This is a genomic window from Azospirillum sp. NS33 (assembly GCF_059703765.1).
Genome location: NZ_BAAKJB010000007.1, coordinates 116,731 through 139,490, shown reverse-complemented (window position 1 = coordinate 139,490; position 22,760 = coordinate 116,731). Strand labels below are relative to the sequence as shown.

Annotated in this window: 20 protein-coding genes; 8 read left to right on the top strand and 12 right to left on the bottom strand. The window is 71.9% G+C overall.

What is annotated here, in order from left to right:
- Positions 1 to 57: 57 nt before the first annotated feature.
- Together AC6H2I_RS08965 and AC6H2I_RS08960 are read left to right on the top strand one after the other, a co-directional pair.
- The gene (locus AC6H2I_RS08965) at positions 58 to 1,050 is read left to right on the top strand and encodes a S1C family serine protease (RefSeq protein WP_497500265.1); all 993 of its coding nucleotides are present in this window, start codon (positions 58 to 60) and stop codon (positions 1,048 to 1,050) included.
- An 85-nt stretch (positions 1,051 to 1,135) separates the two neighbouring features.
- On the top strand, positions 1,136 to 1,747 hold the full coding sequence (locus AC6H2I_RS08960; RefSeq protein WP_497500264.1) for an NUDIX domain-containing protein: 612 nt from the start codon (positions 1,136 to 1,138) through the stop codon (positions 1,745 to 1,747).
- A 42-nt stretch (positions 1,748 to 1,789) separates the two neighbouring features.
- Here AC6H2I_RS08960 and AC6H2I_RS08955 read toward each other — a convergent pair whose 3' ends face one another.
- Together AC6H2I_RS08955 and wrbA are read right to left on the bottom strand one after the other, a co-directional pair.
- Positions 1,790 to 2,737 (bottom strand): glutathione S-transferase family protein, encoded by a 948-nt coding sequence (locus tag AC6H2I_RS08955; protein ID WP_497500263.1) that lies wholly within the window; start codon positions 2,735 to 2,737, stop codon positions 1,790 to 1,792.
- 18 nt (positions 2,738 to 2,755) lie between these two features.
- Positions 2,756 to 3,358 carry an NAD(P)H:quinone oxidoreductase gene (gene wrbA, locus AC6H2I_RS08950; protein WP_497500262.1) on the bottom strand — a complete coding sequence of 201 codons (603 nt, stop codon included), beginning with the start codon at positions 3,356 to 3,358 and terminating at the stop codon, positions 2,756 to 2,758.
- 123 nt (positions 3,359 to 3,481) lie between these two features.
- On the opposite strand from wrbA, the gene AC6H2I_RS08945 reads away from it, so the two are divergent.
- Positions 3,482 to 4,411: a LysR family transcriptional regulator gene (locus tag AC6H2I_RS08945; RefSeq protein WP_497500261.1), complete on the top strand. Its 930-nt coding sequence runs from the start codon at positions 3,482 to 3,484 to the stop codon at positions 4,409 to 4,411.
- A gap of 24 nt (positions 4,412 to 4,435) precedes the next feature.
- On the opposite strand, the gene AC6H2I_RS08940 is transcribed toward AC6H2I_RS08945, so the two are convergent.
- Both AC6H2I_RS08940 and ndk read right to left on the bottom strand, forming a co-directional pair.
- Positions 4,436 to 4,945 carry a hypothetical protein gene (locus tag AC6H2I_RS08940; protein ID WP_497500260.1) on the bottom strand — a complete coding sequence of 170 codons (510 nt, stop codon included), beginning with the start codon at positions 4,943 to 4,945 and terminating at the stop codon, positions 4,436 to 4,438.
- A gap of 167 nt (positions 4,946 to 5,112) precedes the next feature.
- Positions 5,113 to 5,535 carry a nucleoside-diphosphate kinase gene (gene ndk / locus AC6H2I_RS08935; protein ID WP_497500259.1) on the bottom strand — a complete coding sequence of 141 codons (423 nt, stop codon included), beginning with the start codon at positions 5,533 to 5,535 and terminating at the stop codon, positions 5,113 to 5,115.
- A gap of 220 nt (positions 5,536 to 5,755) precedes the next feature.
- On the opposite strand from ndk, the gene AC6H2I_RS08930 reads away from it, so the two are divergent.
- The 3 genes from AC6H2I_RS08930 to AC6H2I_RS08920 all read left to right on the top strand — a co-directional run bounded on the left by AC6H2I_RS08930 (position 5,756) and on the right by AC6H2I_RS08920 (position 9,080).
- Entirely contained in the window at positions 5,756 to 7,654 is a 1,899-nt protein-coding gene (locus tag AC6H2I_RS08930; RefSeq protein WP_497500258.1) for an ABC-F family ATP-binding cassette domain-containing protein, read from the top strand.
- Positions 7,651 to 8,352, top strand: coding sequence for an exopolysaccharide biosynthesis protein (locus AC6H2I_RS08925; protein WP_497500257.1), 702 nt, complete (start codon positions 7,651 to 7,653; stop codon positions 8,350 to 8,352). The genes AC6H2I_RS08930 and AC6H2I_RS08925 overlap by 4 nt, the downstream gene beginning before the upstream one ends.
- A 122-nt stretch (positions 8,353 to 8,474) precedes the next feature.
- Positions 8,475 to 9,080 carry a class I SAM-dependent methyltransferase gene (locus tag AC6H2I_RS08920; RefSeq protein ID WP_497500256.1) on the top strand — a complete coding sequence of 202 codons (606 nt, stop codon included), beginning with the start codon at positions 8,475 to 8,477 and terminating at the stop codon, positions 9,078 to 9,080.
- A gap of 55 nt (positions 9,081 to 9,135) precedes the next feature.
- Here the strand turns inward: AC6H2I_RS08920 and AC6H2I_RS08915 are convergent, their stop codons facing one another.
- From AC6H2I_RS08915 to AC6H2I_RS08900, 4 genes are all read right to left on the bottom strand, one after another.
- Entirely contained in the window at positions 9,136 to 10,644 is a 1,509-nt protein-coding gene (locus AC6H2I_RS08915; protein ID WP_497500255.1) for a M10 family metallopeptidase C-terminal domain-containing protein, read from the bottom strand.
- A 272-nt stretch (positions 10,645 to 10,916) separates the two neighbouring features.
- On the bottom strand, positions 10,917 to 11,768 hold the full coding sequence (gene rsmA, locus AC6H2I_RS08910) for a 16S rRNA (adenine(1518)-N(6)/adenine(1519)-N(6))-dimethyltransferase RsmA (RefSeq protein WP_497500254.1): 852 nt from the start codon (positions 11,766 to 11,768) through the stop codon (positions 10,917 to 10,919).
- A 49-nt stretch (positions 11,769 to 11,817) separates the two neighbouring features.
- A complete protein-coding gene (locus tag AC6H2I_RS08905; RefSeq protein WP_497500253.1) occupies positions 11,818 to 12,669 on the bottom strand; it encodes an alpha/beta fold hydrolase in 852 nt (283 codons plus the stop codon).
- Between the two features lie 23 nt (positions 12,670 to 12,692).
- Entirely contained in the window at positions 12,693 to 13,691 is a 999-nt protein-coding gene (locus AC6H2I_RS08900; RefSeq protein WP_497500252.1) for a lytic transglycosylase domain-containing protein, read from the bottom strand.
- 159 nt (positions 13,692 to 13,850) lie between these two features.
- Between AC6H2I_RS08900 and AC6H2I_RS08895 the strand changes: the two genes are divergently transcribed.
- Both AC6H2I_RS08895 and AC6H2I_RS08890 read left to right on the top strand, forming a co-directional pair.
- Positions 13,851 to 16,250, top strand: coding sequence for a penicillin acylase family protein (locus tag AC6H2I_RS08895; protein ID WP_497500251.1), 2,400 nt, complete (start codon positions 13,851 to 13,853; stop codon positions 16,248 to 16,250).
- Positions 16,250 to 17,506 carry a threonine ammonia-lyase gene (locus tag AC6H2I_RS08890; RefSeq protein WP_497500250.1) on the top strand — a complete coding sequence of 419 codons (1,257 nt, stop codon included), beginning with the start codon at positions 16,250 to 16,252 and terminating at the stop codon, positions 17,504 to 17,506. Before AC6H2I_RS08895 ends, AC6H2I_RS08890 begins: the two co-directional genes overlap by 1 nt.
- Positions 17,507 to 17,546: 40 nt before the next feature.
- On the opposite strand, the gene AC6H2I_RS08885 is transcribed toward AC6H2I_RS08890, so the two are convergent.
- From AC6H2I_RS08885 to AC6H2I_RS08870, 4 genes are all read right to left on the bottom strand, one after another.
- Positions 17,547 to 19,022 (bottom strand): sodium:proton antiporter, encoded by a 1,476-nt coding sequence (locus tag AC6H2I_RS08885; RefSeq protein ID WP_497500249.1) that lies wholly within the window; start codon positions 19,020 to 19,022, stop codon positions 17,547 to 17,549.
- A gap of 86 nt (positions 19,023 to 19,108) precedes the next feature.
- On the bottom strand, positions 19,109 to 19,492 hold the full coding sequence (locus AC6H2I_RS08880; RefSeq protein ID WP_497500248.1) for a DUF1850 domain-containing protein: 384 nt from the start codon (positions 19,490 to 19,492) through the stop codon (positions 19,109 to 19,111).
- Positions 19,489 to 21,603: a TRAP transporter permease gene (locus tag AC6H2I_RS08875; protein ID WP_497500247.1), complete on the bottom strand. Its 2,115-nt coding sequence runs from the start codon at positions 21,601 to 21,603 to the stop codon at positions 19,489 to 19,491. Before AC6H2I_RS08875 ends, AC6H2I_RS08880 begins: the two co-directional genes overlap by 4 nt.
- 109 nt (positions 21,604 to 21,712) lie before the next feature.
- Complete coding sequence (locus tag AC6H2I_RS08870) at positions 21,713 to 22,651, bottom strand: TAXI family TRAP transporter solute-binding subunit (RefSeq protein ID WP_497500246.1); 939 nt, start codon at positions 22,649 to 22,651, stop codon at positions 21,713 to 21,715.
- Between the last annotated feature and the right edge of the window lie 109 nt (positions 22,652 to 22,760).

Sequence of the window (22,760 nt, the reverse complement as noted above, 5' to 3'; positions counted from 1 at the left end):
GCGACACCGGCCGGCCGATGTCAAGTGCTGCCCGATGTCATCGGTGGGAGGGTCGCGATGAGCACCGCCGGACGCCTGAATCACCATCTCGCCGCCGTGCTGGGCATCGCCGCTCTGGTCCTGAGCGCGGGGGCCCGCGCGGACCAGCCGGCCCCCGAGGCCGCCATCGTCCGCATCGACGCGGTGGTGCCGCCGGACGCGCAGACCGCGCGCACGCTCGGCACGGAACGCTCGGGCACCGGAATCGCCATCGATTCGAGCGGGCTGATCGTCACCATCGGCTACACCGTGCTGGAGGCCGCATCGATCACCGTGACCACCGGCGCCGGCCGGGCCCATCCGGCCGAGCTGGTGGCCTATGACGGGGAGAGCGGCCTGGGCCTGGTCCGGGCCGGGTTCGGCTTCGCCGCACCGCCGCTGGCGCTCGGGGATTCCGACGGGGTGGTCGAAGGGGCGCCGGTCCTGGTGGTCAGCCGGGGCGGCGGGCACACCGCGCTGCCGGCGCTCGTGGTCAGCCGCCGCGACTTCGCCGGTTACTGGGAATACCTGCTCGACGACGCCATCTTCACCACCCCGCCCCACCCCGCCTTCAACGGCGCCGCGCTGATCGACGCCGACGGACGGTTGGTGGGCATCGGCTCGCTGGTCGTGGCCGAGGCCGTGCCGGGCCAGCCGCTGCCCGGCAACATGTTCGTTCCGGTGGGAGAGCTGCGCGCCGTGCTGGCGGACCTCCTGGCCTTCGGCCGCCGCCAGGACCCGCCCCGCCCCTGGCTGGGCGTTACGCTTCGTGAGCAGGCCAACTGGCTGCTGGTGGAACGGGTGACACCCGACGGGCCGGCCCACGCCGCCGGGGTGCGGGCCGGCGACCGCATCGTCGCGCTCGACGGGCGCCCCTTCGGGACGCTTGCCGCGTTCTACCGCGCCCTGTGGGCGCTGGGCCCGGCCGGAGTCGCCGTGCCGCTGACGGTCTTCCGCGGTGCCGGCCCGGTGCCGGTGACCGTGGAGTCGTCGGACCGGCTGCGCCATCTGCGCCTGCGCCCGACCTTCTGACGGGGCCGGGCCGTGGCGGATGCCTCGCCTTGGCATCGCCGATCGGTTACACCGGGGGCTCCCTGCCCAACGGACGAGCGCCGCCATGGATCACCCCGACGTCGAGGTCATCGCCAAGAGCACCCCCCATCGCGGGTTCCTCACCGTGGACGTGCTGCGCCTGCGCCACCGGCGGTTCGACGGCGGTTGGAGCGAGGAGCTGAACCGCGAGGTCTGCGACCGGGGCCACGCCATCGGCATCCTTCTCTACGATCCCGACCGCGACAGCGTGGTGCTGATCGAGCAGTTCCGGGTCGGGCCGGCCGCGGCGGGGGGCAATCCCTGGCTGATCGAGGTCGTGGCCGGGATGATCGGCGCCGGGGAGACGCCGGAAGAGGTGGCCCGCCGCGAGGCCTTCGAGGAGGCCGCCTGCACCGTGCGCGAGATCGTCCCGGTGTGCACCTTCTATCCCAGCCCCGGCGCGCTGACCGAGCACCTCACCCTCTATTGCGGCCGGGTCGACTGCGCCGACCTGCCGGAACGCGGCGGCCTGGCCGAGGAGCACGAGGACATCCGCATCCTGGTCATGCCCGCGGACGACGCGATCCGCCTGCTCGACGAGGACAAGCTGAACAACTCGGTCACGGTGATCGCCCTGGGCTGGCTCGCCCGCCACCGCGACCGGCTGCGCACCGCGTGGAGCGGCGGCGGCGCGTAGCGGGGCGCCTCGTGCCGGCCGGTCGCCCCAGGCGTCCGAGGGCTACAGCCCGGCACGGCCATGGGGCGCCGTCAGATCCAGGTCCGGGCCCCTGGGGACGATGCCGTTCGGGTTGATCATGGGATGGCTGCCGTAGTAGTGCCGCTTGATGTGCGCGAAATCGACGGTCTCCGCCACGCCGGGCACCTGATACAGGTCGCGCAGGTAGCCGGAAAGATGGGGATAGTCGGCGATCCGCCGGCGGTTGCACTTGAAATGGCCGACGTACACCGCATCGAAGCGGACCAGCGTCGTGAACAGCCGCCAGTCCGCCTCGGTCTGCCGGCCACCGACGAGATAGCGGGTCCCGGCCAGCCGGGCGTCCAGGGTGTCCAGGGCGTCGAACAGGGTGTCGAAGGCGGCCTCGTAGGTCTCCTGGGTCGTGGCGAATCCAGCCTTGTAGACGCCGTTGTTGACGCGGTCGTAGACGAAGGCGTTGACGCAGTCGATCTCGTCCCGCAGGGCGTCGGGGCAGAGGTCCACGTCGGCCCGTCCGTACGCGTCGAACGCCCGGTTGAGCATGCGCATGATCTCGGCCGATTCGTTGTTCACGATGGTCCCGGTCCGGCGGTCCCACAGCACCGGCACGGTCACCCGCCCGCTGTAGTCGGGGCGCGCCGCGGTGTACACCTCGTACAGGCGGCGCTTGCCGTTGACCGGGTCGGCGCCCTCCGGCAGCTCCCACCCGTTGTCGCCCATCAGGGGATCGACCACCGACACCGACACCACGTCCTGGAGCCCCTTGAGCGCCCGCACGATCAAGGTGCGGTGCGCCCACGGGCAGGCCAGGGACACGTAGAGGTGATAGCGCCCGGGCTGTGCGGGGAACGGCGTGGAGCCGTCCGCCGCCACCCGGCCGCGGAACTGCGTCTCCGGCCGGACGAAGGCGCCGCCGGTGGCGGTGGTGTCGTACCACTGATCGGTCCAGCGGCCGTTGACGAGCAGTCCCATATCAAACCCTCCCGATTCTCAGCCGAACAGCTTGCCGGCGATGCCGGCGACGTGGCGACCCTGGAAACGGGCGCCGTCCAGCTCCGTGCCGCTGGGCTGGCGCGAGCCGTCGCCGCCGGCGATGGTGGCCGCCCCGTAGGGCGAGCCGCCGAGGATCTCGCCCAGGCCGCTCTGACCCTGGAAGCTGTAGGGCAGCCCGACGATCACCATGCCGTGGTGCAGCAGCGTGACCTGGGTGGTGAGGATGGTGCTCTCCTGGCCGCCATGCTGGGTCGCGGTCGAGGTGAAGACGCTGCCGACCTTGCCGATCAGCGCGCCCTTGGCCCACAGGCCGCCGGTCTGGTCCAGGAAGTTGCGCATCTGCGCGGTCATGTTGCCGAACCGGGTCGGCGTGCCGAAGACGATGGCGTCGTAGTCCGCCAGCTCGTCGACGGTGGCCACGGGCACGTCCGGCTGGTCCTTGAAGTGCGACGTCTCCCGCACCTCCTGGGGAACCAGTTCGGGCACGCGCTTCACCGTCACCTCGGTCCCCGCGACCGACCGCGCGCCCTCGGCCACCGCCTCCGCCATGGTCGCCGTGTGACCGTAGCTGCTGTAGTAGAGCACCAGAACCTTGGCCATGCGTTGCATCCTTCCCGAAGTTGTGTCGCGGGGGCGTCCCCGTGCACACTGACCTAGCGCGACGCGGGCGCGCCGTACATCCAACAAGCGGACACCACATCGTTCCGCAGGGGAAGACAATCCATGGACCGGCTCGACGACATGGCCGCCTTCATCAAGGTGGTCGAGGCGCGCAGCTTCACCGCCGCGGCCGACAAGCTGGGGCTGTCGAAGTCCGTCGTGTCGCGCCGCATCGCCGACCTGGAGTACCGGCTGGGCGCGCGGCTGCTCAACCGCACCACCCGCCGGCTCAGCCTGACCGAGGTCGGGCAGGCTTTCTACGAACGCTGCGGCCGCATCCTCGCCGACCTGGAGGAGGCGGAGCGCGCGGCGTCCGACCTGCACGCCGCGCCGCGCGGGCGCCTGAAGGTCAACGCCCCGGTCTCCTTCGGCCTGCTGCACCTGGCACCGGCGATCGCCGCGTTCCTGGAGATGCATCCGCGCATCGAGATCGACATCGATCTCAACGACCGCTACGTCGACCTGATCGACGAGGGCTACGACATGGCGGTCCGCATCGGCCGGCTGCGCGACAGCTCGCTGATCGCCCGGCGCCTTGCGCCGAACCGGCGGGTGGTCGCGGCCAGCCCCGCGTATCTGGAGGCGCACGGCACGCCGGCGACGCCGGACGCGCTCAGCGAGCACGCCTGCCTGATCTACACCAACGTGCCGATGGCCGAGCAGTGGCAGTTCCGCATCGATGGCGAGACCCGCTCGGTGCGGGTGACGGGCGCGCTGCGGGCCAACAACGGAGAACTTCTTCTCGCCGCCGCGCGGGCCGGGCGCGGCATCGTCGTGGTGCCCACCTTCATGTGCGGCGACGCCCTGCTGGAGGGCGCCCTGCGCTGCCTGTTCGACGACTGCTACTTCTCGGAATCCGGGGTCTACGCCATCTACCCCCAGAACCGCCACCTCTCGCCGAAGGTGCGCGCCTTCGTCGACTTCCTGGCGGCGCGCTTCGGCCCGGAGCCCTATTGGGACCGCGGGCTGATGGTGGGCGTGGCGGCCGGATGACCCCGGGCGGCGGCGCCCGTCACCTCATGCCATGCCCGGCGGGGGCTCGCCGGCCGCGTCGGCGGGGGCGACGCGGCCCAACAGCAGGTCGCGCACCTCGATCACCAGCCCGTCGACCGATTCGCGCCAATCGTCCTTGTTGCCCTGCAGGGCCTGCATGATGTGGGTCGCCATGTGCACCAGGGTGGCGCGCACGCACTCCTCCGCCGGGAAGTCGAAGTCCAGGGTGTCGTGCAGGAACACGCCGAGCTGGTCGGCGCTGTTCCAGGGGTGGGCGACCACGCTTTGGAAGCCGCTGGCACCGAGGAACACGGTGTTGAGCGCGCTGGCCAGACGGTAGATGTCGTCCACCGCGTCGTCCTGGGTGGCCGATCCGGCGACCGTCTGCTGGAAGCAGTTGAGGCAGCGGTCGACGTAGGTTCGGACCAGCAGTTCGACCGCACGTTCGTCGCCGAGGTCGATGCGGCCATCCACCTGCGAGGCGATCGGCTGCAGCAGCGACACGACGATCGGCTGATTGTCCTGGAAGTCCATCGCCCTCTCCTTCGCTGCGGCGCGCTGCCGTTCCGAATAGCGCAGAAACGGGACCACTGTCTACGCGCGCCCTGTCACCAAGTGTAACAGCACCGCCACCGCCACGATGCAAAAAAGGGGCCGCCCCTGCGGGCGACCCCTTGACGCGCGGCACCGCCGGGCGTGGATCAGCCGACCACCTCCAGCTCGGAGAAGAAGAAACGGATCTCCTGCGCGGCCGTCTCCGCGGCGTCGGAGCCGTGCACCGAGTTCGCTTCGATCGATTCGGCGAAGTCCTTGCGGATGGTGCCGGCGGCGGCGTTGGCCGGGTTGGTGGCGCCCATGATCTCGCGGTTGCGGGCGACGGCGTTCTCGCCCTCCAGCACCTGCACGACCACCGGCCCGGAAACCATGAAGTCGACGAGGTCCTTGAAGAAGGCCCGCTCGGCGTGGACGGCGTAGAACTTCTCGGCCATCTCGCGGGTCAGGCGGACACGCTTCTGCGCGACGATGCGCAGGCCGCCGTCCTCGAAGCGGGCGTTGATCTTGCCCGTCAGGTTGCGGCGGGTGGCGTCCGGCTTGATGATCGAGAGCGTGCGTTCGACGGCCATGGGAGGATTCTCCTTGTTTGCGGCAAGCGCCCCCCGCGGTCGATGGACACGGTCGTCGACGAAGGGCAGGGGCGCCGGTTCGCGGCGTTATAGTCGCGCTTTCCGCCCCCGGCAACCGCATCGTCGGCCGGATCCCCCGCGCGGGGCGCAACCCCCTCCCCCCGTCACGCTTTTGTCCCGCTTCAAACCGCGGGTTGCTCGTGGTACACCGCGAACCGCCATGCTGCACATCAATGATCTGACGTTCCGCTTCGGCGGACGGGTGCTGTTCGAGAGCGCCACCGCCGTCGTGCCCAAGGGCCACCGCGTCGCGCTGATCGGCCGGAACGGGACCGGCAAGAGCACCCTGCTCAAGCTCATCGCCGGCCAGCTCACGGCCGACGGCGGGTCCATCACGCTGCCCAGCGGCCTGCGCGTCGGCATGGTGGCCCAGGAGGCGCCCGCCGGCGAGACCACCCTGATCGACGCCGTTCTGGCCGCCGACACCGAGCGCACCGCCCTGCTCGCCGAGGCCGAGACCGCCACCGATCCCCAGCGCATCGCCGAGGTCCACACCCGCCTCGCCGACATCGAGGCCCACACCGCGCCGGCCCGGGCGGCGCAGATCCTCGCCGGCCTCGGCTTCGACGCCGACGCCCAGCAGCGGCCCTGCTCCGCCTTCTCCGGCGGCTGGCGCATGCGCGTGGCGCTGGCCGGCGTGCTGTTCGCCCGCCCCGACCTGCTGCTGCTGGACGAGCCCACCAACCACCTCGACCTGGAGGCCACCCTGTGGCTCGAGGGCTACCTGCGCAACTACCCGCACACGGTGCTCCTGGTCAGCCACGACCGCGACCTGCTGAATTCGATCCCGACCACGACCATCCACGTCGACAACGGCAAGCTGGTCACCTACAGCGGCGGCTACGACCAGTTCCTGCGCCTCCGGCGCGCCAACATCGACCGCCTCCAGGCGCTGGCCGCCAAGCAGGAGGCGGCGCGCAAGCACCTTCAGTCCTTCGTCGACCGCTTCCGCGCCAAGGCCACCAAGGCCCGCCAGGCGCAGAGCCGCATCAAGGCCCTGGAACGCATGGAGCCGATCGTCGGCATCGAGGAGGACGAGGCGGCCATCGCCTTCGTCTTCCCGCAGCCCGACCCGATGCCGCCGCCGCTGATCGCACTGGAGGGCCTTTCGGTCGGCTACGGCGAGCGGGCGGTGCTCAAGCGCATCAACCTGCGCATCGACATGGACGACCGCATCGCCCTGCTCGGCGCCAACGGCAACGGCAAATCGACGCTGGTCAAGCTGCTGGCCGGCCGCCTGGCGCCCATGGAAGGCGAGATGCGGCGCCCCTCCAAGCTGCGGGTCGGGTATTTCGCCCAGCATCAGGCCGAGGAGCTGACCCTCTCCTACACCCCGATCCAGCAGGTCCAGCAGACCATGCCGACGGCGCCTGAGGAGAAGGTGCGCGCCCATCTCGGGCGGTTCGGGTTCCCCCAGACGAAGGCGGAAACCCGGATCGCCGACTTGTCCGGCGGCGAGAAGGCCCGACTTCTCTTCGCGTTGATGAGTCGCGAGGCTCCGCACATCCTGATGCTCGACGAACCGACCAACCACCTGGACGTGGACAGCCGCGAGGCGCTGATCCAGGCGATCAACGCCTTCGAGGGCGCGGTCATCCTGATCAGCCACGACCCCCATCTGATCGAGCTGACCGCCGACCGCCTGCTGCTGGTCGGCGACGGCACGTGCCAGGCCTTCGACGGCGATCTCGACGACTACCGCCGCCTGCTGCTGGACAAGGCGCGGGCCGACCGGAGCTCGGGCGAGTCCGGCCGCGACACGGGTCCGTCGCGCAAGGACCAGCGCCGCGCCTCGGCCGAGGCGCGGGCCGCCCTGGCCCCCCTGAAGCGCAAGGCCACCGCGGCCGAGGCGCTGGTCGCCAAGCTGAGCGCGGAGAAGGCCCGGCTGCAGGACCGGCTGGCCGATCCCGGCCTGTACGGCGGCCCGACCGAAGCCCTCACCGCCCTGCAGAAGGACCTCGGCACCGTCGAGAAGCGCCTGGCCACCGCCGAAGAGGCGTGGCTGGAGGCCGCGGAGGCGTACGAGGCGGCGGCCACCGACGCGGGCGTCGCCGCATGAATGCCCCCCTGCCCGGCGACGGGTATCCCACCCTGGTGGCCTGCCCGGCGCCGAGCAGCCGGTCGGGGCCGGAGCGCACCTCGGACGTGCTGGCGGGATTCCGCCGGCGCCTTCCCGGGGACCGGGTCACCATCGGCGACCTCATCGCCGCGCTTGGCGACCGCTCCGTCGGCACCATCCTCCTGGCGCTGTCGCTGCCCACGGTGGCGCCGGTGCCGCTGGGCGTGTCGGTGCTGTTCAACCTGCCGGTCCTGCTGTTCTCGCTGACCCTGCTGTTCGGCGGCCGCGGCGGGGCGCTGCCGGGGTGGCTGCTGCGCCGCTCGGTGCAGCGCCGGACGGCCGAGCGGATGATCGACGCGGCGTTGCCGCGCCTGCGCTGGATCGAGCGGATGCTGCGGCCGCGCCGCCCGGCGCTGGCGGCGATCGATGGCGGCCGCTGGTTCGGCGCGCTGGTCTTCGTTCTCGCCTTCATCGCCTTCGTGCCGGTTCCGCTGATGGGCTGGCTGCCGGGATTCGCGCTGGTCCTGCTGGCGCTGGGTCTTATCGAGCGCGACGGCAACGCCGTGGGCGCCGGGCTGTTGGTGGGGTTCGGTGCCGTCGCCTTCGCCGTCGTGCTGGTCAGCGGCCTGTCCTACGCGGGCCATGAACTTTTGATTAAAGAGGGCGCCGGACAAGAATCGTACCCCAGCGGCGGTTGAATCCGCCCCGGGATTGCCGCATAACCCATGCCCGGGCCGCCCGGAGAGGGGCGGCCTGCGGGTGCCCGGAACGTCTGCCCCCCCGCGCTCTGGTTCACCATCAGCGGCGAGAAAGGCCGGTCATGACTCCCACCGAAGCGACCGTCGACAAGGAAAAGCGGAACCAGCCGGGTTCGCCGGCGTGGTTGTTCTTCCAGCGCTGGCTGGCCAACCCCTTGGCGATGGGTTCCATCACGCCGTCCTCGGCCGCGCTGCGCAAGATCGTGCGCGACAACATCGTCTGCGGCCCCGACCAGGTGGTGGCCGAATTCGGCGGCGGCACCGGCGCGATCACCAAGGCCATGCTGGAATCCGGACTGCCCGGCGACCGCATCTATTCCTTCGAGATCGACAAGGAGCTGGCCGGCTACCTCGAAGGCTTCTACCCGGACATCCACGTAATCCACGACGACTGCCGCAAGGTCGCGGAGATCCTCGGTCCGGAGCGGGTCGGCAAGGTGGGCACGGTGATCATCGGCATCCCCATGATCACCCTGCCCATGGCGCTGCAGCGCGAGATCGTCGCCGCCACCTTCAGCGTCATGCCCGAGGGCAGCCGCTTCCTCCTCTACACCTACATGATCCACTCGCCGCTCAACCAGAAGGCCCTGGGCCTCAAGGGCAAGCGGGTCGGCTTCACCCCGCTCAACATCCCGCCGGCGTCCGTCTGGGCCTACTGGAAGGCCTGACCCCGCACCGGGCCGGGCGCGCGTCCGCGTGGCGCAGACGCCCGGCCCGCCGCGCTCACGTGATGAAGAAGTCCGCGGTCACCGCCCCCGGTGCAACGCCGGCCAGGGCCACGCTGCCGCCGTCGGCGAAGCGGACGATCGCCTGGTCCGCGGCGCCCTCGACGCCCAGCACGGTGCCCGCCGCGACCACCAGGCGGTCGCCGTCGGCCAGGCTGAAGTCGGTGATCACGTCCTGCCCCGCGCACAGGAAGCGGTCGGCGCCGCCGCCCCCGGTCATCGTGTCGTCGCCGAGGTTGCCGACCAGCACGTCGTCCCCGAGATTGCCGAACATTAGGTCGCCGCCCTGCCCGCCGAACAGGAGATCGGCGCCCTGCCCGCCGAACACCGTGTCGGCCCCCAACTGCCCATAGAGCGCATCAGTGGCGAGCTGGCCATAGAGGAAATCGTCGTCCTGGCCGCCGAACAGGCTGTCGCCGTCCTGCCCGCCGAACAGGGTGTCCCCGCCGGTGTTGCCGTAGAGCTGGTCGGCGCCGGTGTTGCCATAGAGGACGTCGCCACCGGAGTCGCCGGACAGGGTGTCCGCGCCGCCGTTGCCGACCAGCGTGTTGGCCGCCTGGTTTCCGGCCAGCCGGTCGGCCCCGGCGCCGCCGACCGCGTTCTCGATCAGCGCCCGCGCGTCGCCCTCGTGCAGGTAGGCGTTGGCGACGTTGCCACGGGCGACCGTGCCGGGATCGCCGGCGTTCAGGGCGGCCAACTGGTCGGCGGAGAGCAGGCTCCACCCGCCCGGCGCCAGGGTGACCTGGACGCCGCCGCCATAGGCCGAGAGGTCGTAGGTGTCGACCCCGCCGCCATCCCACACCGCCTGGAAGACGACGCCGCTGTCGGGCGCGAAGCGGTAGACCGTGTCGCCGGCCGCGGTGGCGTAGTTGGGGCCGTACAGCGCCTGGATCGCGGCGATGTCATGGGCCATCGGCGCGGTGGGATAGGAGCCGGACTCCACGACCATGCCGGCCTCGAGCGGTGCGCCGACGTAGGAGCGGTAGCTCATCACCGTGAACTCGACGGAATCGATGGCGGTGTCCGCCGCGCCGCTGATGTCGCCGGTGTCGTGGGGGTGCTTCAGCCCCAGCGTGTGGCCGATCTCGTGCAGGGCGGTGAAGTGCTCGAACCGGCCGGGTTCCCAGGTGGCGATCCCGGTGTAGCGCGGGCTGAACCAGACGTCGCCGGCGCGCTCCGAGCCGGAGGGCAGATAGGCGTGGGCCGTCGTCGTCGCCGTCGTCCCGGCGAACCGCAGGACGGCCGCGGTCGCCGGCTCCGCCACCGGCACGAAGGACAGGTCGGCGACGGCGGCCCACGCCCCCAACGCCGCCACCACCGCCGTCTGCTGGGCGGCGGTCAGGGTGGTCAAGCCGCTGTAGGGCTCGCCGCCCACCACGTAGCCGTCCCACTCCGAGGCGGCGGTGGGGAAGCCGTAGGTGAGCGTCGACTGCGCCCACGCCGCCCCTTCGAGCAGGGTGTCGACCTTGGGATCGCCGGTCGCCGCCGCCCGGGTGGCCGATGCCATGTGGAGTCCTCTTCGCTGCCGCGCCGGCCTCGATCGACGGTAATACGGGCCACGCGCGGTTGGAATAGGCGATCGACCCGGTGCCCGTACAAAAAAGGGGACGGCGCCAAATGAAGAATCGGCATGTTATTGCCGAAGCATTGGCATTTTGCTGCACACCGGTGACAGCGCATGCGGAAACCGGTGGCGTCGGGATGGAGAACATCCGGCACCACCCCGCAATACGTCGACCGCCCGGCCCGGCGTGAGCGTCGACGGGCGGGGCCGGGCGGTCAGGCGCGGCCGGTGCCGTCGCGCCACAGGCGCGCCAGTGTGGCGAAGCCGGCCACGTCGACCTCCTCCGCCCGCGCCGTCGGGGCGATGCCGGCGGCGCCCAGCAGGGCCTCGGCGTCACCCAAGGCCTTCAGGCTCTGGCGCAGCATCTTGCGGCGCTGCCCGAAGGCGGCGGCGGTCACCGTCTCCATCGCCGACCACTCCGCCGCGTCCGGCGCCGCCCGCGGCGTCAGGTGGACCACCGCCGATGCCACCTTGGGCGGTGGGGTGAAGGCGGCGGCCGGCAGGTTGAACAGCACCCGCGCGTCGGCCTGCCACTGGGTGATCACCGACAGCCGGCCGTAGGCCTTGCTGCCAGGCTTCGCGACCAGGCGGTCGGCGACCTCCTTCTGGAACATCAAGGTCAGGCTGGTGAACTCGCGGATCCGCCGCAGCCAGCCGATCAGCAACGGCGTCGCCACGTTGTAGGGCAGATTGGCGACCACCGCGCGCGGTGCCGGCGCCAGCGCCGTGGCGTCGACCGTCAGGGCGTCGGCCTCGACGATGGTCAGGCGGCCGGACGCGGCCGCCACCACGTCCTGCAGCGCGTCGACGAAACGGCGGTCCCGCTCCACCGCCACCACCGCGCGGGCCGGCGTCGCCAGCAGGGCGCGGGTCAGGCCGCCCGGGCCGGGACCGATCTCCACCACCGTGACCCCGTCCAGCGGACCCGCGGCGCGGGCGATGCGGCCGGTGAGGTTGAGGTCGAGCAGGAAGTTCTGCCCCAGCGCCTTGCGGGCGTCGAGCCCGAAGCGGGCGATCACCTCGCGCAGGGGCGGCAGGCTGTGGGGGTCGAAGGCGGCGTCGGTCATGGCGCCGTTATAGTGCGCCCCGCGACGGGCGTCACGCCCGCGTCCGCGCTCACCCCTCCAGGAGGAAGGCGCGGACCACGGCGATCTGATCCTCGACCATCAGCGACGGCGCGTGGCCGACGTGGGGAAACTCGACCACCCGCGCCCCGGGGCCGCGCCGCGCCATCTCCTGGGCCGTCCCGGGCAGCAGGATGTCGGACTCGGCGCCGCGCAGCACCAGCACCGGGCACCGCACCCGGTCCCACACCGTCCACAGGTCGACGTCGCCGATGGGCTGGGCGACGAACGCCTTGCCGATGCCGGGGTCGTAGGCCAGACCGAGTCGCCCGTCGGGCCGCGGGCGAGCGCTGGTCTCGGCCATGTGGCGCCACTGCGCGTCCGGCAGCGCGCCGAATCCCATCAGCACGAACCGCAGGTAGGCCTCCACCGCCTCGACGTCCTCGAACACCGGGTCCTTGGCCACGTAGTCGGCGATGCGCTCCAGCCCGCCCTTGGCGACGAAGGGGCCGACGTCGTTCAGAACCAGGCGCCGGATGGGCGTGTTGGGCTGGGCCGCCAGAAGCAGGCCGATCAGACCGCCCATCGACGTGCCGACCCAGTCGACGGCGGCCACGTCGAGGCGGGCCAACAGCGCCGTCATGTCCGCCAGGTACTGGGGATAGCCGTAGAGGTCCGGGTTGGCGAGCCAGTCGCTGCGGCCGCGGCCGACCACGTCCGGGCAGGCCACCCGGGCGTGGTCGGCGAGGGCGAGGGCGAGCCGGTCGAAGTCGCGGCCGTTGCGGGTCAGCCCGTGCGCGCACACCACGGTGCGCGCCGCATCGTCGCGCCCCCACTGGGTGTAGGCGATGCGGTGGAAGCCGGCGGCGCTGAGGCCGAGGCAGACGCGTTCGGACATCGGCATGGCGGCGGCGGCCCTCCTGCTGGTCACCCCGGAAGTTCGGCGGCGGTCCGGTCGAAGTTCGGCGACGGGCTGGCCGCCGCCGGGTCGAAGGGGTGGGTCTCGTCGGCGAAATAGCGCCGGATCAACTGCACATAGCCTTGCGTCTCGCGGTAGGGCGGAACGCCGCCGTAGCGGTCGACCGCGCCCTCGCCGGCGTTGTAGGCGGCGAGGGCCAGCGACACGTCGCCGCTGAAATAGGCCAGCAGCCACCGCAGGTACCGCATCCCGCCCTTGATGTTGTCCTCGGCGTCGAAGACATCCTTCACGGCGAAGCGCGCCGCCGTCTCGGGGATGAGCTGCATCAGGCCGGCCGCCGATTTGGGCGACACCGCGTCGGTGCGGAAGGCGCTTTCCACCCGGATCACCGCCAGCACCAGGTCGGGGTCCAGGCCGTAGTCGGGCGCCAGCTTCTTCACCAGGGCGACGATCTCCGCCGGCGGGGCGGTCGTGCCGCGCATCGGACGGTCACCGGGCCGGCACCACGGCCGGTTGTGGCCCATCCGGCCCGGAACCCAGCGGACCAGGCGCCGCGCCTCGCCATGGCCGAGGCTGGCGGCGGCGCGCAGCCACGCGGTGCCCAGGCGCTGGTTCTTGCCGACACCGTTGCCGAACAGGAAGCGCCGGGCGACCCGGTAGGCGGCCTTGGGGTCGCCGGCCTCGGCCGCCTCGCAGTCCGCGGCGAAGGTGCCGGGCCGCGGCCTGGCGGCGACGCCGCGCACGACGACCACGCCGTTCTCGACGCTGCGCCCCGTGCCCTTGGTCTCCGCGGCGGCCCTCGCGGCGGCCCCTGCCGTGGCCCCCGCCCTGGCCGGGCTCACCGGCTTGGCCGCGGTCACCGGCTTGGCTGTCGGGCCGCGCAGCACCACGACCCCGTTCTCGACGCGGCGCGCCGTCGTCTCGCCGGCGGCCAGGGCCGGTCCTGCCAGCAAGAGCGCAAGCAGGATCGCGCACGCGGTCGCGAGCGGCGTGTGGACTGTGCGCATGGTTCCCTCCTGCGGCCAGGCCGATTATGGGGATGGTCGCCGCAATCGGCAAGCACGCCCCGGAGTCGCGCGTCGCGGAGGTTCCACCGGCGCCTTCGTTTTTCCGCGCCCGTCCCCATTTGAGTGGCCGGGGGGACACGCGGCAGCGGAGCGGGTGGCATGGGACGGGGATTGGCGATCGTGGCGGCGGCCCTGACCGGGCTGGTGGCGTTGGCGCTGGCGGCGGCCGGCGGGGGCTACCTGTGGCTGCGCGCCCAGCAGCCGACGGTGACCGGCACGGTGGCCCTGCCGGGCCTGGAGCGGCCGGTGGAGGTGCTGCGCGACCGCGACGGCGTCCCCCACATCTTCGCCGAGGGCGACGCCGACGCCGCCTTCGCCCTGGGCTACGTCCACGCCCAGGACCGGTTGTGGCAGATGGAACTGATGCGCCGCATCGGCTCCGGCCGGCTGGCCGAGGTGTTCGGCCGCCGCTTCGGCGACTGGCCGGTGACCCTGGACCGGATGATGCGCACCATGGGGGTTCACCGCGCTGCGGTGGAGAGCTACGCCGCCCTGTCCGCGCCGGTGCGCCGCGACCTCGATGCCTACGCCGCCGGCGTAAACGCCTGGCTGGAACGGCGGGCCGTCGCCCTGCCGGTGGAATTCCAGCTGCTGGGCCTGGCGCCCGAGCGGTGGGCCCCCGCCGACAGCCTGGTGTGGGGCAAGCTGATGGCCATGCAGCTCTCCGGCAACCACCGGCAGGAACTGCAGCGGGCGCGCCTGCTTGAGCGGCTGCCGGCCGGGCGGGTGGCCGAGCTGTTCCCCGACCCGCCCGCCGGCTCCGCGGTGACACTGGCCGCCGGGCTCGGCGCGCTCCGGTTCGACCACGCGGCGGCCGCGCTGCCTCCGCCGCTCGGACCGGAGCTCGCCTCCAACGAGTGGGCGCTGTCCGGGGCGCGGACGACCACCGGCAAGCCGATCCTCGCCAACGACCCCCACCTCGCGCTCGAGGCACCGATCCTCTGGTACCTCGCGCGCATCGTCACGCCGGACCGCACGCTGGCCGGGGCGACGGTGCCCGGGGTGCCGATGGTGGTGCTGGGCCGCAACGACGACGTGGCGTGGGGCTTCACCACCACCCACAGCGACACCCAGGACCTCTTCGTGGAGCGCCTGGACCCCGCCGACCCCGGCCGCTACCTGACGCCGGACGGCAGCGAGCCCATCGCCACCGCCACCGAGACGATCGCCGTCGCCGGCGACGCCGCGGTCACGCTGACGGTGCGGCGCACCCGGCACGGTCCGGTCATCTCCGATCTGCCGGGGGAGGACGGCGGCCTGACGCCGGCCGGCCATGTCCTGGCCCTGTCCTTCGCCGGCTTCGACGGCGCCGACACGACCGCGGAGGCCCTGCACCGCCTCAACCGCGCGACCTCGGCGGCGGAGGCCCGCGAGGCCCTGCGCCTGCACCGCGCACCGCAGCAGAACGTGGTCTTCGCCGACACCGCGGGAACCATCGGCTTCGTCAGTCCGGGCCTGGTTCCGATCCGCCGCTCGGGCGACGGCACGGTGCCGGTGCCGGGCTGGACCGGCGCCTTCGACTGGGAGGGCTTCGTGCCCTTCGAGGACCTGCCGCAGACGATGGACCCGCCGGACGGCCGGATCGTCAACGCCAACAACGCCGTGGTCGGTCCCGGCTATCCCCACCTGCTGACCACCGACTGGCCCGAGGCCTACCGCGCCGACCGCATCACCGCGTTGCTGGGCGACGGGCGCCACGGAGTCGCCGAGGTGGTGGCGCAGCAGATGGACGCCGTGTCGCTGGCGGCGCAGCGCCTGCTGCCGTTGATGCTGGAGGTGGTGCCGCGCACCGCCCGGGCGGCGGCGGCGGTGGAGGGCCTGCGCGGGTGGGACGCCACCATGGACCGCACCCGGCCGGAGCCTCTGGTCTATGAATGGTGGCTGCGCGAGCTGAAGCGGACCCTCTTCGCCGACGACCTCGGCGATCTGTTCGGCGAACACCTCTACCAGCAGAACGAGACGGTGCGCCATGCCCTCTCCGACCGCCGCCACTGGTGCGACGACGTCACCACGCCGGTGGCGGAGACCTGCGGCGACGCCTTGGCCGCGTCGCTCGACGGCGCGCTGGCCCGCATCGCCGAGCGCTACGGCGACGACCCCGCCGGGTGGCGCTGGGGTGACGCGCACCGTGCCCCGCTGGAGCACCGGGTGCTGAGCCGCGTCCCCGGATTCGACGCCCTGTTCGGCCTCGGCGTGGCGACGGACGGCAGCGGCACCACGGTCAATCGCGGCGGCAGCCGCATCGCCGACGGCGAACGCCCCTTCGCGCACACCCACGGTGCCGGCTATCGTGCGGTCTACGACCTCGCCGACCTGGACAACTCCCGCTTCGTCATCGCCACCGGCCAGTCCGGAAACCCGCTCTCCCCCCATTGGGGGGATTTCGTCGAGCGGTGGCGGGACGGCGCCACCGTGACCCTGGCCGGCGACCGCCCGGCCCTGGAGGCGGCCGGAGCCGCCCACCTGACGCTGCAACCCGCCACCGGAGGCCCCTCGTGATGCCAAGCGCCGCACCGTCCGCCGCACCGTCCGCCGCTCCCGGCGTGGTGACCGTCGAGGACGTCCGCGCCGCGGCCGACCGCCTGGCCGGCCACATCGCCGTCACCCCGGCCGAGGCGGCGCCCCGGCTGACGGAGCGGCTGGGCTGCGAGGTCTTCCTGAAGCTGGAGAACCAGCACCGCACCGGCTCGTTCAAGGAGCGCGGTGCCCTCAACACCCTGCTCTCCCTCACCGAGGCGGAGCGGCGGGCCGGCGTCGTCGCCATGTCCGCCGGCAACCACGCCCAGGCCGTGGCCTGCCATGCCGCGCGCCTCGGCATCCGCGCCACCATCGTCATGCCCCAGTTCACCCCCTTCACCAAGGTGGAGCGCACCGAATCCTTCGGCGCGACCGTCGTGCTGGAGGGCGACAGCCTGAGCGAGGCCGAGCGCTACGCCCACGACCTGGCCGACCGCGACGGGCTGTGCTTCGTCCACCCCTACGACGACCCGCGGGTGATCGCCGGGCAGGGCACGGTGGCCCTGGAGTTCCTGGCCGCCGTCCCCGGCCTGGACACGCTGATCGTGCCGATCGGCGGCGGCGGGCTGATCGCCGGCATGGCGGTGGCGGCGCGCGCGCTCAAGCCGGACATCCTGGTGCTGGGGGTGGAGTGCGCGCTTTACCCGTCGATGCGCCAGGTGCTGCGCGGCGAGCCCGTCGCCTGCGGCGGCGCCACCCTGGCCGAGGGCATCGCCGTGAAGGCGCCGGGCGCGCTGACCCGGACGCTGGTCGAGCGCCTCGTCGACGACATCCTCGTGGTCGACGAGCCGGCCCTGGAGGCCGCGGTCTACGAGATGGTGACGGTGCAGAAGCTGGTGGCCGAGGGGGCGGGGGCCGCCGCCCTGGCGGCGGCGGCGGCGGCGGGCGGGCGCCTGCGCGGCCGCCGCGTCGGGCTGGTGGTCTCGGGCGGCAACATCGACGCCCGCCTTCTGGCCCAGGTGCTGATGCGCGGCCTGGTCGTCGACGGGCGCGTCGTGCGCCTGCGCATCGGGCTGACCGACGTGCCCGGAGCGTTGGCCCGGGTCACCACCCTGGTCGGGGCGGCCGGCGCCAACATCGTGGAGATCCACCACCAGCGTCTGTTCCACGACGTCCCGGTGAAGATGGCCGAGATCGACGTGATCCTGGAGACCCGCGACCGCCGCCATGTCCAGCAGATCGTCGACCGCCTGGGCGCCGCCGGCTTCCCGGCGGAGCTGATGACCGACGTGTCGTGAGCGCCCGAGCGGGGCGGAGAGCCGCCCCGCTGCACGGCGGTCAGAGGAAGAACACCAGGGTCACCAGGGCGAACAGCGGCACCAGGAAGGCGCAGGACCAGGCCATGTAGCCGAAGAAGCTGGGCATCGGCACGCCCCGCTCCTCGGCGATCGCCTTGACCATGAAGTTCGGGGCGTTGCCGATGTAGGTGTTGGCCCCCATGAACACCGCGCCGCAGGAGATGGCGGCCAGGGTGACGGCGAGGTCGGTCATCAGGTGGACCGCGTCGCCGCCGGCGGTGTTGAAGAAGATGAGGTAGGTCGGGGCGTTGTCGAGGAAGCTGGAGAGCACCCCGGTGGCCCAGAAATACATGGCCGGGATCGGCTGCCCGTCGGGGGTGTTGACGGCGTCGATGACGACGCCCAGCGCACCGGCGGAGCCGGAGCGCAGGATGGCTATGGCCGGGATGATGGTCAGGAAGATCGCCGCGAACAGCTTCGCCACCTCGACGATGGGTCCCCAGGTGAAGCCGTTGAGGCGGCGGCTCTGGTCGCTGGTGAGCTTGAGCGACAGGCCGGTGATGGCGAGCAGCAGGATCTGGCTGGCCACGCTCTCCCACGGCACCGTCACATGATAGATCTCGAAGGTGCCGGGGTGCCAGACGCCGCTCAGCAGCACCGCGCCCATGACGCCCAGCAGCAGCAGCAGGTTGACCTTGCCCTCCAGGGCCAGCGGCTCCGCCTGGCCGTCGACCTGCGGCGCCGGGCCGGGCTCGCGGCCGTGGTACCAGGTGTCGAGCGCGAAGTAGATGGCCAGCAGGATCGCCGCCATCATCATCATCGGCAGGAACATGTGGGTGGTCGGCCAGAAGAACGACACGCCCTTGAGGAAGCCGAGGAACAGCGGCGGGTCGCCCAGCGGCGTCAGGGAGCCGCCGATGTTGGCCACCAGGAAGATGAAGAAGACCAGCGTGTGCACCTTGTGCTTGCGGTGCTCGTTGGCGCGGATGAGCGGGCGGATCAGCAGCATCGCCGCCCCGGTCGTCCCCATGAAGCTGGCGAGCATCGTGCCGAGCAGCAGGGTCATGGTGTTGACCACGGGGGTGCCCACCAGCTTCCCCTTGAGGCGCACGCCCCCGGCCACCGTGAACAGCGCGGTGAGCAGGACGATGAAGGGGATGTACTCCAGCAGCGCCACGTGCAGCAGCTCGTAGACGGCGAGCGGCACGCCGAACACCACGGCGAACGGCGCCATGAAGGCGATCCCCCAGGCCGCGGCGATCTTGCCGAAATGGTGATGCCAGAGGTTCGGCGCGGCCAGCGGCATGATGGCGATGGACAGCAGGATGCCGGCGAACGGAATCACCCAGGCCAGGCCGAGGTCGGCGCCATCGAGATGGGGAAGCGCGTGCGCCCCCCCCTCCGCGACCGCGGCGGCGACCGCCGGCAGCGGCACCAGCATCAGGGCGAGCGCACCCGCGAGCGTGCGGGACACGAGAAGGCGGGCGCGGTGGCGCCAATCGTCGACAGAGGTCATTGTGCAGGCGGTATTGTCGGCAGGGCCCGCAGTATGCGTATCGGGGCACCTTAAGCCAAGCCGAAAGCGCCCCATGGTGGTGCCACCTATGGGCAGGCTCGCAGCGCCAGAGGGCTGTTGCCGGGAACCACGTCCAGCCATGCGTGCAGGGGTCGGCAGTCGCCCCGCGAACACAACCGGTGATCGTCGGTGAAGGCGGACGCCGCCAGCACGATGCGGTCCTGGGGCGGCACCGCCGGGACCCAGCGCCACCAGCCGCCGACCAGCCGCGCCCCCTCCCCCGCCTCCATGCCGGCGCCGCTGCCCTGCACCCGCGCCTCGTCCAGCACCAGGCGCCCGTCGGTGAGGCGCCAGTCCTCCCGCCAGCCCGTCTTCTCGATGGAGTGGGTCCAGGACAAGGTGAAGCGATCGCCGGGAATCGTGGCGAGCACCGCCCCGCCCAGCGCCATGATGCACAGAGCCGCGCTCATGGGGTGCCCGGCGCCGGTGCGGCGGCGCGCGCGCGCTGGCGGAGCAGCGCCCAGCGCTGCCAGCCCATGAACAGGGCCGTGGCGGCGAACGCCGCCTCGTCGGTGACCGGCAGGGCGAGGACGAAGAGGAAGGCCGAGCCGGCGGCGGCGATCCGCGCCACCCAGCCCAACGGGGTCCAGAAATAGCCGATCGCCGCCCCGCCCCACAGCATGATCCCCAGGCTGGCCTTGACCAGCATGTAGAGGGTGTCGATCACGTCCGGCGATTGCAGCATCAGGGCCGGGTTGTAGACCGCCATCAGCGGCACGACGTAGCCGGCCATGGCGATTCGGGTGGCCAGGAAGCCGATCTCCAGATGCCCGGCGCGGGCGATCGAGGACGCCGCCAGGGCGGCCAGGGCCACCGGCGGCGTCAGGTCGGCCATGATGCCGAAATAGAAGACGAACATGTGGCTGACGATCAGCGGCACGCCCATCTGCAGCAGCGCGGGGGCCGCGATGGCGCTGGTGACGATGTAGTTGGCGGTGGTCGGCAGTCCGGTGCCCAGCGCGATGCAGGCGACCATCGTCAGCAGCAGCGCCAGAAGCAGGTGGCCGCCGGAGAGCTGGACGATCAGCGCGGCGATGCCCGACGCCAGGCCGGTGAGCGACAGCACCCCGATCAGGACGCCCACCAGGGCGCAGGCGATGCCGACGCCGAGCGCGTTCTTGGCCCCCTCGGCAAGGCTGTGGACCAGCATCACCACCGTCGCCCGCCCGCCGCGGACCGCCAGGCACGGCACCACCAGGCCGGCCACCACGATGAAGGCGAGCTCCTCGGTGCGGAATCCCAGCCGCCACAGGGCGGCGGCGGCCAGCCCGACCGCCACCCAGAACACCGTCCGCACGGCCAGCGACGCCGTCGCCGCGGTGATCCGCATCCCCAGGATCAGCGCCGCCGTGGTCGCCAGGCCGATCACCCCGGCGAACAGCGGCGTGAAGCCCGAGAACAGCAGGTAGACCAGCGCCACCAGCGGCAGCAGCAGGTACCAGCCATCGACCACGGCGCGCAGCGCGCTGGGGCATTCCTCGGCCGGCAGCCCGACCAGGTTCTTCCGGCCGGCCTCCAGGTGGACCATCCAGAAGGCGCTGCCGAAATAGAGCAGCGCGGGAATGGCGGCGGCGATGGCGATGTCGCTGAACGGCACGCCGATGGTCTCGGCCATGATGAAGGCGGCCGCCCCCATCACCGGCGGCATGAGCTGGCCGCCCATGCTCGAGGTGGCCTCGACCGCGCCGGCGAAGGCCGGGCGGTAGCCGAAGCGCTTCATCAGGGGAATCGTGAACTGTCCGGTGGTCAGCACGTTGGCCACGCCGGAGCCGTTGATGGTTCCCATGAAGCCCGAGGAGATCACCGCCACCTTGGCCGGCCCGCCCTTCGCCCGGCCGACCAGCCCCAGGGCGACGTCGTTGAACAGCTTGATCATGCCGGCGCGCTCCAGGAAGGCGCCGAACAGGATGAACAGGAAGATGAAGGTGGCCGAGACGAAGATCGGCGTGCCGAAGATCCCCTCGGTGGAAAAGAACAGGGTGTCGACGATTTGGTCCGGCCCGTAGCCGCGGTGGGCCAGGCCCGACGGCAGGGACCGCCCGAAATAGGCGTAGGGGATGAAGACGCCGCACAGCAGCGGCAGCGCCCACCCCATCAGGCGCCGCGCCGCCTCGAACACGAGAACGATGCCGACGCTGCCGACCACCAGGTCGAGGTCGCTGGGGTCGCCGGCGCGCAGGATCAGGTCGTGCTCGAAATACCAGTGGTAGAGCCCGATGGTGAAGCCCAACGCCCCCAGCAGCCAGCCATGCCACGGCACCCGCCGCCGGTCGCCGGCACGGAAGCCGAACAGGGTGTAGGTCAGCAGCAGCAGGAAGCCCACGTGGATCGACCGGACCACCAGGCTGGACAGCGGGTTGAACGCCGCCGTCCAGATCTGGAACACCGAGAAGGCGATGGCGATCGCGAACAGCACCCGGCCGTCGCCGCCTTCGAAAGCGGCGAGGCTGCCGGGCGACTCCCGGTCGACCACGGCGGGCCGTGCGGGCGCGCCGGGCTCTCGGTCGGGGGCGGTGGTCATGGGGAGCGGCCCTGGCGTGCGGGAGGCGGGAACGGAGGCGGGGTCGCGACCGGCGGCGAAGCCCCTCCACCACCGGACGCCGGTGGCGGAGGGCGGTGCCGCCGCAGGGTCAGAGGAGACCCTTCTCCTTGAAGAACCGCTCCGCGCCGGGGTGCAACGGCACCGGCCCCTTGGCCGCGCCGGCGTCGAGGTTGATGCGCTTCGCCGCGGCGTGGGCTGCCACCATCTGGTCGAGATGGTCGAACAACCCCTTCGCCATGGCGTAGGCGACGTCGTCGGACACCCCGGAATGGGTGACCAGGTAGTTGCGCACCGCCGCCGTGGGCACCGCCTGCTCCTGGCCCTGGTAGGTGCCGGCCGGCACCGTCTCGGCGACGTAGGCGGCATCGCCGACCGTCGCCACCACGTCGGCCGGGACCGGCACGATGGTGATGGCGACCGACGAAGCGAGGTCCTTGATCGCGGCGACGCCCAGGCCCGCGGAGATCACCGCGGCGTCGAGCTGCCGGTTCTTCATCAGGTCGACGGATTCGCCGAACGGCAGGTATTCGGTCTTGGCGAACGCGTCGTAGGCGAAGCCTGCGGCGCCGAAGATGGCGCGGGCGTTGAGCTCCGTCCCCGACTTGGGCGGGCCGACGGAGACGCGCTTGCCCTTGAGGTCGGCCAGGGAGGCGATGCCGCTGTCCTTGGTGGCCACGACCTGGATGAAGTTGGGATAGATCGCGCTGATCGAGCGCAGCTTGTCCAGCTTCTGCTTGAAGCCGACCTCCTCGTTGCCCTTCCAGGCGTCGCCCAGCGAATCGCCGAGGGTGAAGGCGATCTCGCCGCGGCCGGCCTGCAGCAGGTTCAGGTTCTCGACCGACGCCTTGGTCGATTGCACCGTCACCTTGGCCTCGGGGATGGTTTCCCCGTAGATCGTCGTCAGCGCCACGCCGAGCGGGTAGTAGACGCCGCTGGTGCCGCCGGTCAGCACGGTGATGAACTCCTCGGCGCGGGCCGGCACGGTGGCGGCCAGGCAGATCCCGACGGCCGCAAGGAAACGCTTCATCGCTTGCCCCCCTTCGTTGTTTTGTTCGTATGGTCAACAGGAGATGGTGCGGACGACTGTAACCCGCCGGCCCGCGCCGCGCCACCCTCGCCCGCCGCCCCCCTCCACC